A 14,670-nucleotide genomic window follows, 5' to 3' on the forward strand; every position below is an offset into this window, starting at 1 on the left:
CACGCAGACCTATAACAATCGGGAACTGCGCCATGTCTGCCAACATTGCCTATCTGCAAGATTCCCAGGCGCTGGATCAACTCCAGGACCTGTTCGACGCCCAACGCCGCGCCTACGCCGCCAACCCCATGCCGCCGGCGGGGCAGCGCCAGCAATGGCTCAAGGCCCTGCGCGAGCTGCTCAGCGACGAACGCCAGGCGCTGATCAATGCCATCAGCCAGGATTTCAGCCACCGCAGCGCCGACGAAACCCTGTTCGCCGAACTGATGCCCAGCCTGCATGGCATTCACTACGCCAGCAAACACCTCAAGGGCTGGATGAAACCTTCCCGCCGTGCTGTAGGCATCGCCTTCCAGCCGGCATCGGCCAAGGTCATCTACCAACCCCTGGGCGTGGTCGGGGTGATCGTGCCCTGGAACTACCCGTTGTACCTGGCTATCGGGCCGTTGGTCGGCGCGTTGGCCGCCGGTAACCGGGTGATGCTCAAGCTCAGCGAATCCACCCCCGCCACCGGCGCATTACTCAAGACGCTGCTGGCGAAGATCTTCCCCGAAGACCTGGTGTGTGTGGTGCTCGGCGAGGCCGACGTGGGCATGGCGTTTTCCAGATTGCGCTTCGATCACCTGCTGTTCACCGGCGCCACCAGCATCGGCAAGCATGTGATGCGCGCCGCCGCCGAGCACCTTACGCCGGTGACCCTGGAGCTGGGCGGCAAGTCGCCGGCCATCGTGTCTGCCGACGTGCCGCTCAAGGACGCCGCCGAACGCATCGCCTTCGGCAAAGCCTTGAATGCCGGGCAAACCTGCGTGGCGCCGGATTACGTGCTGGTGCCGGAAGACCGCGTCGAGGGTTTCGTCGCGGCCTACACTCAGGCGATTCGCGGGTTCTATCCGACCTTGAATGACAACCCGGACTACACCGCCATCATCAACGAGCGACAACTGGCCCGGCTCAACGCCTACGTCAAGGACGCCACCGACAAGGGCGCCACCCTGATTGCGCTGTACGACCAAGGCCAGGAAAGGCGCATGGCCCACAGCTTGTTGCTGAATGTCAGCGATGAAATGACCGTGATGCAGGACGAAATCTTCGGCCCCGTGCTGCCGATCGTGCCGTATCGCGGCATCGACCAGGCCTTTGCCTACATCAACCAGCGCCCTCGCCCACTGGCCCTGTATTACTTCGGCTACAACAAGGGCGAGCAGAATCGCGTACTCCACGAAACCCATTCCGGCGGTGTATGCCTGAACGACACCCTGCTGCATGTGGCCCAGGACGACATGCCCTTTGGCGGCATCGGCCCGTCCGGCATGGGCCACTACCACGGCCACGAAGGGTTTCTCACGTTCAGCAAGGCCAAGGGTGTGCTGGTGAAACAGCGCCTGAACGCGGCGAAGTTGATCTACCCGCCCTACGGCAAAGCCATTCAGAAGTTGATCCAGAAGCTGTTCGTTCGCTGAAACCGCCACCCACGGGATAACAATAACAATGAACCCTAGCCTCACGGATTCACCCGCGCTGTCGCGACGCGGCGTCTTGAAAATCGGCCTGTGCGCCAGTGCCTTCCTGGCCACCGCCGGGCTGGGCGCCAGCCTCAGCGGCTGCTCCAGCAGCACCCCGGCCAGCGGCTTTGCCCTGTTGCGCAGCAGTGACTTGCCGTTCCTGCGCGCGGTGATTCCGGTGTTGCTCGAAGGCGTGGCCAGCACCCAGGAAGTGGTCAGCGGGATTGAAGACACCCTGAAAAAACTCGACTTCAGCCTGCAGCACCTGTCGCCGGAGATGTTCAAGCTCACCCAGCAACTGTTCGACGTATTGGGCATGGGCGTCACCCGCGGCCCGTTGACCGGCATCTGGGGCAGCTGGGAAAACGCCAGCGCGGAGCAGATCCGCAACTTCCTGCAGCGCTGGGAAAACAGCTACCTGAACCTGCTGCGCATGGGCCAGGGCTCGCTGCTCAAGCTGGTGATCATGGCCTGGTACTTCCAACCGGCGGCCTGGGCCCAGTGCGGCTATCCCGGCCCGCCGAAGATCTGATTCGCGTCTTCCACAATAAAAACAAGAGATGACCCTGATGCCCGTACCCGATCTGTTCCGCGAAGGCCTGGCCCGTGGCTGGAAAACCCACAATGGCGCCGCCCTCGACTCCGACCTGACGCTGGAAGCCGACGTGGCCATCATCGGCAGCGGCGCCGGGGGCGGCACCACCGCCGAAATCCTCAGCGCCGCCGGTTACAAGGTGTTGCTGATCGAAGAAGGCCCACTCAAGACCAGCAGCGACTTCAAGCTGCTCGAGGACGAGGCCTACACCAGCCTGTACCAGGAAGGCATCGGCCGCATGAGCAAGGACGGCGCGATCACCATCCTGCAAGGCCGTGCGGTGGGCGGCACCACCTTGATCAACTGGACGTCGAGCTTTCGTACACCCGACGCCACCCTTTCCCACTGGGCCAGTGAATACGCGGTGAAGGGCCACAGCAGCGCCGAGATGGCGCCCTGGTTCGAAAAAATGGAACAGCGCCTGGGCATCGCGCCCTGGGCCCTGCCGCCAAATGCCAATAACGATGTGATCCGCAAAGGCTGTGAAGCGCTCGGCTACAGTTGGCACGTGATCCCACGCAATGTGCGCGGCTGCTTCAACCTGGGTTATTGCGGCATGGGCTGCCCGGTAAATGCCAAGCAGTCGATGCTGGTGACCACCATCCCGTCCACCCTGGAAAAAGGCGGCGAGCTGCTTTACCTGGCCCGCGCCGAACGTTTGGTCTACAAGGATGACCACATCAGCAGCCTGGAATGCGTGGCGATGGACGCCCTGTGCGTCGCGCCAACCGGGCGCAAAATTACCGTGAAGGCCAAGCATTACGTGCTGTCTGGCGGCGGCATTAACAGCCCGGCGCTGCTGATGCGCTCCGACGCCCCGGACCCGCATTCGCGGCTGGGCAAGCGCACCTTTCTGCACCTGGTGAATTTCTCTGCCGCATTGTTCGACGAGGTGATCAACCCGTTCTACGGCGCGCCGCAGTCCATCTACTCCGACCATTTCCAATGGCAGGACGGCACTACCGGCAAAATGTCCTACAAACTCGAGGCGCCGCCCTTACACCCGGCGCTCGCCAGTACATTGCTCGGCGGCTACGGCACCCAGAACGCGCTGGACATGAGCCAACTGCCCAACACCCACGCCATGCTTGCCCTGCTGCGCGACGGTTTCCACCCCGACAGCCCGGGCGGCAGCGTGGAACTGCGCGGCGACGGCACGCCGGTGCTCGACTACCAGGTCTCGGACTACGCCTGGGACGGCCTGCGCCGGGCGTTTCACAGCATGGCCGAGATCCAGTTCGCGGCGGGCGCCAAGTCGGTCAAGCCGCTGCACCACGATGCGCGCTACGTGAAAACCCTGGGCGAAGCCCGCACGCTGATCGAAGGCCTCAAGCTGGAGCTGCACCGCACCTGCCTGGGCAGCGCCCACGTGATGGGCGGTTGTGCGATGGGCGAAGACCCGAAAAACGCCGTGGCCGACAGCCTCGGTCGCCATCACCAGCTGCGCAATTTGTCGATCCACGATGGCTCGTTATTCCCCACCAGCATTGGGGCCAACCCGCAATTGTCGGTGTACGGCCTGACCGCGCAATTGGCGACAGCCTTAGCCGAACGTCTGAAAACGGCATGAAAAAACGCGCGATTAGCGGTATGTATCTACATAAGTCGACTTGGCCGACCGGGATGGCTGCGATACCATCCGGTTCCCCAACGGACTCCGCCAGGACGACGCGATGAACCGAGTGTTGTACCCAGGTACCTTCGACCCGATTACCAAAGGCCATGGCGATCTGGTCGAACGCGCCTCTCGCCTGTTCGACCATGTGATCATCGCGGTCGCGGCCAGCCCCAAGAAAAACCCGCTGTTTCCCCTGGAACAGCGCGTGGAGCTGGCGCGTGAGGTCACCAAGCACCTGCCCAACGTAGAGGTTGTGGGCTTTTCGACGCTGCTGGCACACTTCGCCAAAGAGCAGAATGCCAATGTGTTCCTGCGTGGCCTGCGCGCGGTGTCGGACTTCGAGTACGAATTCCAGCTGGCCAACATGAACCGCCAACTGGCGCCGGACGTGGAGAGCCTGTTCCTCACGCCGTCGGAACGTTATTCGTTCATTTCCTCGACGTTGGTCCGTGAAATCGCCGCTTTGGGCGGAGATATCACCAAGTTCGTGCACCCGGCCGTGGCCGACGCGCTGACGCTGCGCTTCAAGAAGTAAGACCGCTCACTCGGCGCCCGCTCGCACTGCGGGCGCCAATGCGGCACAATTGCGCGCATTAGTTTTCAGATGCCCTGGCTGACAGCCCTGGCAGGAGTTTCCATGTCCCTGATCATCACCGACGATTGCATCAATTGCGACGTCTGCGAACCCGAGTGCCCGAACGCTGCGATTTCCCAGGGCGAAGAGATCTACGTGATCGACCCCAACCTGTGTACGCAGTGTGTTGGCCACTATGACGAGCCTCAGTGCCAGCAGGTGTGCCCGGTGGATTGCATTCCCCTGGATGAAGCGCATCCGGAGACTGAGGAGCAGTTGATGGATAAGTACCGGAAGATTACCGGTAAAGCCTGAAGCTCTTTAATGCCTGTTAAGGCCTCATCGGGGGCAAGTCGAATCGTCGCACCGCCCACACTTGGAATGCATTTCAATGTGGGAGGGGGCTTGCCCCCGATGGCTATATCAGCCCTCACACAGCAATCAGCTCTGACACTTGGGGCAAAACACACTCGCCCGCTGCCCCAGCACCACATTGCGCAACTCAGTCCCACAGACCTTGCACCCCTCGCCGCCACGGCCATAGACGAACAGTTCCTGCTGGAAATACCCCGGCTGCCCATCCCCGCCGATAAAGTCGCGCAACGTTGTGCCGCCGCGCTCGATGGCAGCCGCCAGCACGCGCTTGATCTCGATCGCCAACTTCAAATAACGCCCGCGTGAAATGCCACCGGCCGCGCGGCGCGGATCAATCCCGGCCGCAAACAACGCCTCCGTCGCGTAGATATTGCCCACGCCCACCACCACCGCGTTGTCCATGATGAACGGCTTCACCGCCATCGACTTGCCACGCGACAGCTGGAACAAGCGCTCGCCGTCGAACAGGTCGGTCAACGGCTCCGGCCCCAGGCGCAGCAGCAGTTCGTGATTGTGCGGATCCTGGCTCCAGAGCATCGCGCCGAAACGCCGTGGGTCGGTGTAGCGCAGGGCCAAGCCGGATTCGAGTTCGATATCCACATGCTCATGCTTGAGCGCCGGCAGACCGGCTTCCACCAGGCGCAAGTTGCCCGACATGCCCAAGTGGCTGATCAAGGTGCCCACTTCGGCGTTGATCAACAGGTACTTGGCCCGCCGCTCCACCAGCACGATTCGCTGCCCGGACAGGCGCACATCCAGGTCTTCCGGGATCGGCCAGCGCAGGCGACGTTCGCGCACCACCACGCGGCTGACCCGCTGGCCTTCCAGATGTGGCGCAATACCGCGTCGGGTGGTTTCGACTTCAGGTAACTCGGGCATGTGTACCTCGTGAATAACGGCTTAGTGCGCGCCCAGCTCGCGGATCGACAACTTCATGCTTTCGAAGTCGTATTCCGACAGGCCAACGTAGTCCAGCACCAGGTGGCCGACCGCGTTCCACTCATGGTCCACCGCCTGGTTGCCCAGTACCCGATAGGACGAGCAGATGTGCTCAGCCATCTTGAGGATCGCCAGCAGGTTCTTGAGCTGCGAGTTGCGCGACGACTCATCGCTGAAAATCGCCAGGGCGTTGTGGTGGTTGGCGATGGCGTCGGTCACATGCTCCGGCAAGCGCCAGGACTTGGCCGTGTAGTAGCCGACCACGGCGTGGTTGGTGTTGAACGCGTTGTTTTCAGTGTCGACCACGCGGCAGTCAGGGCCGGCGTTGGCGTAGGCCTGCTCGAGCACCGACATGTAGTTGGGGAAGCGCTTGAGCATCAGCGGCACGCCGCAATCGTGGAACAACCCCAAGGCATACGCCTCGTCCACCGCCTGGGCGCCGGTGCGCTTGGCCAGGGTGAGGCAGGTCATGGCCACATCCTGGGCGGTGTCCCAGAAACGGTTGAGGGTGACGATGGTGTCATCGCTCATCTCGCCCTTGATCGACAGGGCGTTGATCAGGTTGATGATCGAACGGCTGCCCAGCAGGTTCACCGCGCGCTGGATCGAGGCGATTTTGTTGCTCAGGCCGTAATACGACGAGTTGACGATCTTCAGCAGCGCGCCGGACAGGCCCGGGTCCTGGGAGATCAACCGCGCGATCACCTCCAGGTCCGGGTCGGGCATGTACTGCTCCATCTGCAAATCCACCATGATTTGCGGCTGGGGCGGCACGCTGATGCCTTGCAGGGCCTGCTGGATCTGTTCGGAGGAGAGTTCTTGGGACATGAGTACTTACTCTGGGCTAGGCGGGGATTCTAACCCTTATGAAGAGGCCGCCGACACCCAAATGCCCGATTGAAATCGGACTAAATGTGGGAGGGGGCTTGCTCCCGATAGCGGTGGGTCAGTAGCAAATGTGCTGAATGACCCACCGCTATCGGGGGCAAGCCCCCTCCCACATGTCCGGCGGCGCGGTCAGTAACGACACAACAGGGTATACTCCCGCTCTTTTTTCCGGAGCGACGTCATGTCCCTGCCAAGCCTGCGTCTCAAAGCCAACGCCGATCGTCGTTTGCGCAACGGCCACCTGTGGGTCTACAGCAACGAAATCGACGTGGCCGCCACCCCACTTCACGGCTTCCAGGCAGGCGACCAGGCTATCCTGGAAGCGGCCGGCGGCAAGACCCTGGGCATCGTGGCCATGAGCCCGAACAACCTGATCTGCGCGCGCTTGCTGTCGCGCGACATCAAGTTGCCGCTGGACAAGTCGCTGCTGGTGCACCGCATCAATGTGGCCCTGTCGCTGCGTGATCGCCTGTTCGACAAGCCGTTCTACCGCCTGGTCTACGGCGATTCCGACCTGCTGCCGGGCCTGGTGGTCGACCGTTTCGGCGACATCCTGGTGGTGCAGATCGCTTCGGCAACCATGGAAGCCCATAAGGCCGACGTGATCGCCGCCCTGACCCAAGTGCTCAAGCCGAGCGGCATCCTGTTCAAGAACGACTCCGCTGCGCGTGACGCCGAAGGCCTCAACCGCTACGTCGAAACCGTGTTCGGCCTGGTGCCGGAGTGGGTTGCGCTGGAAGAAAACGGCGTGAAATTCGAAGCCCCGGTGATCCAGGGCCAGAAAACCGGCTGGTTCTACGACCACCGCATGAACCGCGCCCGCCTGGCCCCGTATGCCAAAGGCAAACGCGTACTCGACCTGTACAGCTACATCGGCGGCTGGGGCGTGCAGGCTGCGGCTTTCGGCGCCAGTGAAGTGTTCTGCGTCGACGCCTCCGCCTTCGCCCTTGATGGCGTAGAGCGCAACGCCGCGCTGAACGGCGTGGCCGAGAAGATGACCTGCATCGAAGGCGACGTGTTTGAAGCGTTGAAAGAACTGAAAGCCAGCGAAGAACGTTTCGACGTGATCGTCGCCGACCCGCCGGCCTTCATCAAACGCAAAAAAGACATGAAAAACGGCGAAGGCGCCTACCGCCGCCTCAACGAGCAAGCCATGCGCCTGCTCAGCAAGGACGGCATCCTGGTGAGCGCGTCGTGCTCCATGCACCTGCCCGAAGACGACCTGCAAAACATCCTGCTGACCAGCGCCCGCCACCTGGACCGCAATATCCAGATGCTCGAACGCGGCGGCCAAGGCCCGGACCATCCGGTGCACCCGGCAATTGCCGAGACGCGGTACATCAAGAGCATTACGTGCCGGTTGTTGCCGAATAGCTAAATAACACCGCACTCCAAATGGAGTGAGGATCAAAATGTGGGAGGGGGCTTGCCCCGATAGCAGGATATCAGTCAACACATCGGGGGCTGATACACCGCTATCGGGGGCATGCCCCCTCCTACATTTGTTTTGGTGGATCGCCGCGCAGGTGCTTGCCGATGACCATCGCCGCAAGCTTCATCATTTTCAGCGTGTGGGGCAGGTGGACGAATGCGCGAGTCGGGCGTTAGAGCCCTCCACTGTGGCGAGCAAGCTTGCTTGTGCTGGGGTGCGAAGCGCCCCCAAAAAAGCCGGCGCCTGCTTCGCCACTGAGCGGGAGCAAGCTCCCTCGCCACAGACGGCCATTCCCTCCAGCCGCCAGCGGTGTAGAATCGGCCCTATTCATCGCCAGTCATCCCCCGGCGGGTTTATGAGCTCAAGGCCCAAGCAAGCGGCGATCCCGCGACGCGAGTGGCAACTTTTGGAAACTCGGCCATTTCTGAGTGTTCCAGACGTCAATAGAAGCTCACTCCCCTTTGATACCTGATTAGCCGCCCGGAGTGCTCCATGCCAGATTACCGCTCGAAAACATCCACCCACGGCCGCAACATGGCCGGCGCGCGCGCACTGTGGCGCGCCACGGGGATGAAAGATGACGACTTCAAAAAGCCGATCATCGCGATTGCCAACTCGTTTACCCAGTTCGTACCGGGCCACGTCCACCTCAAGGACCTCGGCCAACTGGTCGCCCGTGAAATCGAACGCGCCGGCGGCGTGGCCAAGGAATTCAACACCATCGCCGTGGATGACGGCATCGCCATGGGCCATGACGGCATGCTGTATTCCCTGCCGAGCCGCGAGATCATCGCCGACTCCGTGGAATACATGGTCAACGCCCACTGCGCCGACGCCATCGTGTGTATCTCGAACTGCGACAAGATCACCCCCGGCATGCTGATGGCCGCCCTGCGCCTGAACATCCCGGTGATCTTCGTTTCCGGCGGCCCGATGGAAGCCGGCAAGACCAAGCTCGCCTCCCACGGCCTCGACCTGGTCGACGCCATGGTCATCGCCGCCGATTCCAGCGCTTCTGACGAGAAGGTCGCGGAATACGAGCGCAGCGCCTGCCCGACCTGCGGTTCGTGCTCCGGCATGTTCACCGCCAACTCGATGAACTGCCTGGTGGAAGCCCTGGGCCTGGCCTTGCCGGGCAACGGTTCGACCCTGGCCACCCACAGCGACCGCGAGCAGCTGTTCCTGCAGGCCGGCCGCACCATCGTCGAGCTGTGCAAGCGTTACTACACCGAGAACGATGAGTCGGTGTTGCCGCGCAACATCGCCAACTTCAAGGCGTTCGAAAACGCCATGACCCTGGACATCGCCATGGGCGGTTCCACCAACACCATCCTGCACTTGCTGGCCGCCGCCCAGGAAGCCGAGATCGATTTCGACCTGCGCGACATCGACCGTCTGTCCCGCCACGTGCCGCAACTGTGCAAAGTCGCGCCGAACATCCAGAAGTACCACATGGAAGACGTGCACCGCGCCGGCGGGATCTTCTCGATCCTCGGTTCGCTGGCCCGTGGCGGCCTGCTGCACACCGACCTGCCGACCGTGCACAGCAAATCCCTGGCCGAAGGCATCGCCAAGTGGGACATCACCCAGACTGACGACGAAGCGGTACACCACTTCTTCAAGGCCGGCCCGGCAGGCATCCCGACGCAAACTGCGTTCAGCCAGTCGACCCGTTGGGAAACGCTGGACGACGACCGTGAAAACGGCTGCATCCGCAGCGTCGAGCACGCCTACTCGCAAGAAGGCGGCCTGGCCGTGCTGTACGGCAACATCGCCCTCGACGGCTGCGTGGTGAAAACCGCCGGTGTGGATGAATCCATCCACGTGTTCGAAGGTCGCGCCAAGATCTACGAAAGCCAGGACAGCTCGGTTCGCGGCATCCTCGCCGACGAAGTCAAAGAAGGTGACATCGTAATCATCCGCTACGAAGGCCCCAAAGGCGGCCCGGGTATGCAGGAGATGCTCTACCCCACGTCCTACCTGAAATCCAAAGGCCTGGGCAAAGCCTGCGCCCTGCTCACCGACGGCCGTTTCTCCGGCGGCACCTCGGGCCTGTCCATCGGCCACGCTTCGCCGGAAGCCGCAGCCGGTGGCGCAATCGGCCTGGTGCAGGATGGCGACAAGGTGCTGATCGACATTCCGAACCGCTCGATCAACCTGTTGGTCAGCGATGAAGAACTTGCTGCCCGCCGGGTTGAGCAAGACAAAAAAGGCTGGAAGCCAGTGGAGAAACGCCCACGTAAAGTGACCACCGCGCTGAAAGCCTACGCCCTGCTGGCCACCAGTGCCGACAAGGGTGCGGTACGCAACAAGGCGATGCTTGACGGCCTGTAAGCCCCGCCCATAAAAAATGCCCCGCCAAGTGCGGGGCATTTTTTTGCCTGGCCAAACCCCCAACAACAATGAGGATCAAACTGTGGGAGCTGGCTTGCCTGCGATAGCGGTGGACCAGCCAGCACATGTACAACCTGACACTCCGCCATCGCAGGCAAGCCAGCTCCCACACAAGCCGGTTACCACAGGTGGTTTTGTGGGGATGCTTAGAACTGTGGCTTGTAAGTCACACTGAACATCATGTTGCGCGGGTCACCAAAGTAGTTGTTGCCCACCAACTGGCTGTAGGACGGGATGTAGTAACGCTTATCCAAAATGTTGTTCACATTCACCGCCAGGGTCACTTCATCACTGGCCTCATAGGCCACCCGCGAATTGAAGATGGCAAAACCGGCCTGGCCGAAGTTGCGATCGAAGCTGGTGGTTGCCGTTTGCGCGTTAACCCCGGCGCCGAGGCTGACACGGCTGAAATCCCCCGGCAGCTTGTAATCACCCCAGATCCGCAGCATGTGCTTGGGCACCGCCGTACTGAAGACCTTGCCCTTGAGTTCGGTGTCTTTCAAAAACACCGTGGTGTTGTAGGTGTAGCTGCTGCTGACCTGCAAGCCCGGCGCCAGTTGGCCGCTGATTTCAGCCTCCAGCCCCTGGCTGCGCACCTTGCCCGAGGCGGTGGAGCAGTACCAGCCACTGCATGCGTTTGGACCATCGATGTCCGTGCTGAAGTCGGTGACGGCGCGGTTTTCGTGGATATAGCGGAACAGGGCAAGGGAGGTGTTGAGGCGGCCGTCCATCAACTCACCTTTGATACCCACCTCGTAGTTGCGCCCCTCAATGGGCGGCAGGCCAGTCTTTTGCTGGGTCAGTTGGGTCTGCGGGATAAACACTTCGGCGTAACTGCCATACGCCGACCACTGATCGTCCAGCGCATACACCAGGCCAGCAAACGGTGTGACCTTGCCATTGCTCTTGACCGAGTTTTTCTCACCGCCCTCTTCGTACTCACGGGCGTAGTAGTTGTCCTGATCGAAGGCAAAGTCATACCAACTGGTGCGGGCGCCGAGGATCAAGGTCAGGGGCTCGGTCAGGTTGACCCGCCAAGTGCCATAGATGCCTTTCTGGGTGATGTCGTAGGTGCTCAAAGCCAAGTTGGCGCGGTCGGCAATGCTGTTGTAGGACGGCTGCGGACGGTGATGGTCGATAGCGCCAAGATCGGCGCCCGGCGTGAACGCACGGGCATAACCATCATCGGTGTTGTACTTGGAGTAATTGGCGCCCAGCACCAGGCTTTGCTTGAACGACAACGCTTCAAAATCGCCGCGGACGTAAGCATCGATGCCACGGTTCTTGCCGTAGAAGTCCGTGGAATAGTCGGCGTACCTGCCGCTTTGGGTACTGCCCAACGGCACCGCACCGACAATGAATTGATACGTCGCCTCATTGGACTCATTCATCGCCAGCGCCGAAGCCTTGAACTTCCACTGATCATTAAAGCGATGCTCAAGATCCAGATACACCGCCGTCTGGTCATTAAACGAGCGGTTCCAGCTCGCCCCGGTATACGTCGAGCGCGACACATCCAGCGCACTGCCATCGGTGTGGCGCGGCAACGCGATCAGGTACGGGCGCCCGTGGCTCTTCTTGTTGCTGAAACCGACGCCCAGGGTGGTGTCATCGTCCAGGTCAAAGTCCAGCGCACCGTAGACGGTCTGTTCCCAGTTCCACACATAGTCGGTGAAGGAGTGGCCTTTCTCGTAGTTGACCACCGCCCGCCCACGAACCGTGCCGGCTTCGTTCAACGGGCCGCCGACGTCCGCCTGGGACGCATAACGGTCCCAGCTGCCGGCCTTGGCGCTCAAGGTCACGGTGGGCGCGGCCTGCGGGCGCTTGCGCACCAGGTTGACCGCGCCGCCCGGGCTGTTCGCGCCTTGCAACAGGCCAGCGGCTCCGCGCATGACTTCCATACGGTCGTAGATCACCATGTTTTCGGTGATGTAGCTGCCCAGCGCATACACGTTGCGCGGCACCGGGACGCCGTCGTATTGCAGCGATTCGATCTCGAACCCCCGCGCAAACATGAACATCCCCGGTCCCGGCGACTTGACCGACGCCATGCCCGGCACCGCTTCAATTGCCTGGGTCAGGGTGCTGATGTTCTGGTCATCCATGGCCTTGCGGGTCAGCACGCTGACGGACTGCGGGATGTCCTTGAGCTTTTGCGTGCCCTTGCCAATGGTCACGGCGCCGGTGGTGTAGGAACCGCTACCTTCGGTGGTCGTCCCCAGGTGGTCCGCGCTGATGGTGGTGGCACCGACTTCAAGGGCGCCGCCGCTGTCCACGCGCTTTTCCAGGGTCACGGTGTCGGCATTGATAAACGCCGCGTTCAACCCCGTGCCACCCAGCAACAAGCCAAGGGCCTCGCGCTGGCCCACGTTGCCGCGCACACCCGGGGATGTCACGCCTTGCGTCAACTCCCCGGACACCAACACCTGCACCCGCGTCACCGCCGAAAACGCCGCCAACGCGCCGTCCAGGCTTTGCCCCGGAATATCAAAGCGGTAAGTCTGGGCCTGGTTGGTCTCAGCGGCCTGCAAATACAGCGGCGCAATGCCGCTGGCCATGGAAATGGCTAGTGCCAGCAAGGGCCGTGCGGCGTATCGGTGTGCCATGGATGGTGCTCCCCGGTGCAAAAAAAGTCGGTGATCGGCGCCGCACTACTTGAGAGTGCTTACTATTTGCGCCTCAGTGATCAAGGACGATGGCTCACGGAGAAACCCTGAAAATATTTTGAGAAAGTTGCCGTCAGGACGCTTTGCCGTCGCGCAACACCAGCAAATACGGGGTGTAGTGCTCGGCATGCAGGTTGAGGGTGTATTCCAGCGCCTTGATCACCGCGTCGGGTTTGTCGATTTCAAACACGCCGGAGACCACGCGGTTGCGCAGCGCATCGCCGAGCACCAGGGTCTTGCCCGGCCAGTAGCGGTTCAGTTCGCTGACCACTTCCGACAACGGCTGCTGGCGGAATACCAACTGCCGCTGGCGCCAGGCAAAGCCGCTGGCCGGATCGAAACCGTGCACCTCGGCAAGCTGCTGGCCCTGATACTCCACCGCCCGCCCCGGCTCCAGGTACACCGTGTCACCGCTGCCCGCGCTGACCTGCACCTTGCCCTGCGCCACCTGCACCCGCGTCTGCGCATCGCGCCGCGCCACGCTGAACTGGGTGCCGACCACCTTGACCCAGCCATCCCCGGACTGCACCACGAACGGCCGCGCCGGGTCCTTGGTCACCTCGAAGAACCCCTCGCCGCGCAGCAAACGAATCTGCCGCTCACCCGCGCTCATGCGGATTTGCACCGCGCTGTCGGTATTGAGTTGCAGGTGGGAGCCGTCGGCCAGTTCGATGCTGCGCGATTCGCCGGTGCCGGTGGCGTAGTCCGCGCGCAGGCGGTCGAGCCAGGGGGTGTTTTGCACCGAGAGGCCTATCGCCAACAGCACGGCGGCGGCGCAGGCCCAGCGGCGCGCCGGCTTGCGCCAGGCGGCCTGTTCGGCGCGACGAACCACCCGCGCCGGTTCGCGCAGGCCGCCGAGCATGGCCTGCACTTCCTGCCAGGCGTCATCCTGGGCTTGGCCTTGTCCGAGCCAGGCGGCAAACGCGTCCATTTCGGCCGCCGTCACGTCCTCGGCCTGCAGGCGGAAATACCAGCCAGAGGCTTCGGCGAACAGTTCGTCGGCAGTGGGTGTGGCAGTCATGACCGACGTCCTTGTGCATCGCAGGCAAGCCGCGTCTTGATGAAGGCGCGGCATTCAATCAAGGCGCGACGCAATTGGTATTCCACACTGCGCGGGGTGATCGACAGGCGTTCGCCGATCTCGCGATAGGAAAGTTCGTCGACATGATAGAGCAGGAAGATCTGCCGAGTCGCTGCGGGCAGCGCCAGGATTGCATCCTGCATCAGTTGCTCCTGTTGGTAGGCGGCCAATTGTTCGTCGGCGCCGGGGTTGCCACAGGGCAGTTCTTCGCTGGGCTCACCGGCGTCCAGGCGCTCACGGCGGATGGCCTGGCGCTGGTGGTCGCGCACCAGGTTGCTGGCGATGGTGAAGAGGAAGGCTGGGAGGTTGTCGATCTTCTCGCCGGAATCCAGGCGGGCCAGGCGCAGGAAAGATTCCTGGGTCAGGTCGGCAGCCACCTGGGCGCTGCCGGTGCGGCGGGTGACGAAGGCTTCGAGGGCTTTCTTCTGCTCCGCGAACAGGCGCGCAATCTGCGAATTCCAGGAGGACACAGCACTACCTTGAGAAGAACGGAGGGGTCAGGAGGTGTGCACGCTAGCAGAGGATGAGATTGGTTCGCAATTGATATCTATTTTTGCTGGGGTTTTGGGGGGTCTTGAGATAGCCATCGGGGGCAAGCCCCCTCCC

Annotated in this window: 12 protein-coding genes; 7 read left to right on the forward strand and 5 right to left on the reverse strand. The window is 62.2% G+C overall.

The window, feature by feature from the left end; all coding sequences use genetic code 11:
- The first annotated feature begins 32 nt into the window (after positions 1–32).
- The 5 genes from AC0IYH_RS18825 to AC0IYH_RS18845 all read left to right on the forward strand — a co-directional run bounded on the left by AC0IYH_RS18825 (position 33) and on the right by AC0IYH_RS18845 (position 4,604).
- Positions 33–1,460 carry a coniferyl aldehyde dehydrogenase gene (locus tag AC0IYH_RS18825; protein ID WP_116626848.1) on the forward strand — a complete coding sequence of 476 codons (1,428 nt, stop codon included), beginning with the start codon at positions 33–35 and terminating at the stop codon, positions 1,458–1,460.
- Between the two features lie 28 nt (positions 1,461–1,488).
- The gene (locus AC0IYH_RS18830) at positions 1,489–2,034 is read left to right on the forward strand and encodes a twin-arginine translocation pathway signal protein (RefSeq protein WP_116626849.1); all 546 of its coding nucleotides are present in this window, start codon (positions 1,489–1,491) and stop codon (positions 2,032–2,034) included.
- A 37-nt stretch (positions 2,035–2,071) separates the two neighbouring features.
- On the forward strand, positions 2,072–3,667 hold the full coding sequence (locus AC0IYH_RS18835) for a GMC family oxidoreductase (RefSeq protein ID WP_471835677.1): 1,596 nt from the start codon (positions 2,072–2,074) through the stop codon (positions 3,665–3,667).
- A gap of 103 nt (positions 3,668–3,770) precedes the next feature.
- Complete coding sequence (gene coaD / locus AC0IYH_RS18840) at positions 3,771–4,250, forward strand: pantetheine-phosphate adenylyltransferase (RefSeq protein ID WP_003176711.1); 480 nt, start codon at positions 3,771–3,773, stop codon at positions 4,248–4,250.
- 102 nt (positions 4,251–4,352) lie between these two features.
- Positions 4,353–4,604, forward strand: a complete 252-nt coding sequence (locus tag AC0IYH_RS18845; RefSeq protein WP_017734768.1) for a YfhL family 4Fe-4S dicluster ferredoxin — start codon at positions 4,353–4,355, stop codon at positions 4,602–4,604.
- Between the two features lie 126 nt (positions 4,605–4,730).
- Here the strand turns inward: AC0IYH_RS18845 and mutM are convergent, their stop codons facing one another.
- Positions 4,731–5,543 (reverse strand): bifunctional DNA-formamidopyrimidine glycosylase/DNA-(apurinic or apyrimidinic site) lyase, encoded by an 813-nt coding sequence (mutM, locus tag AC0IYH_RS18850; protein WP_116626850.1) that lies wholly within the window; start codon positions 5,541–5,543, stop codon positions 4,731–4,733.
- A gap of 21 nt (positions 5,544–5,564) precedes the next feature.
- Positions 5,565–6,377, reverse strand: coding sequence for an HDOD domain-containing protein (locus AC0IYH_RS18855; RefSeq protein ID WP_471835722.1), 813 nt, complete (start codon positions 6,375–6,377; stop codon positions 5,565–5,567).
- Between the two features lie 295 nt (positions 6,378–6,672).
- On the opposite strand from AC0IYH_RS18855, the gene AC0IYH_RS18860 reads away from it, so the two are divergent.
- A complete protein-coding gene (locus AC0IYH_RS18860; protein WP_017734765.1) occupies positions 6,673–7,869 on the forward strand; it encodes a class I SAM-dependent rRNA methyltransferase in 1,197 nt (398 codons plus the stop codon).
- Between the two features lie 546 nt (positions 7,870–8,415).
- Positions 8,416–10,257, forward strand: coding sequence for a dihydroxy-acid dehydratase (gene ilvD, locus AC0IYH_RS18865; protein WP_116626852.1), 1,842 nt, complete (start codon positions 8,416–8,418; stop codon positions 10,255–10,257).
- 206 nt (positions 10,258–10,463) lie between these two features.
- Here the strand turns inward: ilvD and AC0IYH_RS18870 are convergent, their stop codons facing one another.
- The 3 genes from AC0IYH_RS18870 to AC0IYH_RS18880 form a co-directional block, all read right to left on the reverse strand.
- Positions 10,464–12,923: a TonB-dependent siderophore receptor gene (locus AC0IYH_RS18870; RefSeq protein WP_471835681.1), complete on the reverse strand. Its 2,460-nt coding sequence runs from the start codon at positions 12,921–12,923 to the stop codon at positions 10,464–10,466.
- Between the two features lie 133 nt (positions 12,924–13,056).
- On the reverse strand, positions 13,057–14,004 hold the full coding sequence (locus AC0IYH_RS18875; RefSeq protein ID WP_471835683.1) for a FecR family protein: 948 nt from the start codon (positions 14,002–14,004) through the stop codon (positions 13,057–13,059).
- Positions 14,001–14,534: an RNA polymerase sigma factor gene (locus tag AC0IYH_RS18880; RefSeq protein WP_122774595.1), complete on the reverse strand. Its 534-nt coding sequence runs from the start codon at positions 14,532–14,534 to the stop codon at positions 14,001–14,003. The genes AC0IYH_RS18875 and AC0IYH_RS18880 overlap by 4 nt, the downstream gene beginning before the upstream one ends.
- Positions 14,535–14,670 lie beyond the last annotated feature (136 nt).

Source organism: Pseudomonas sp. AC463 (assembly GCF_979253585.1).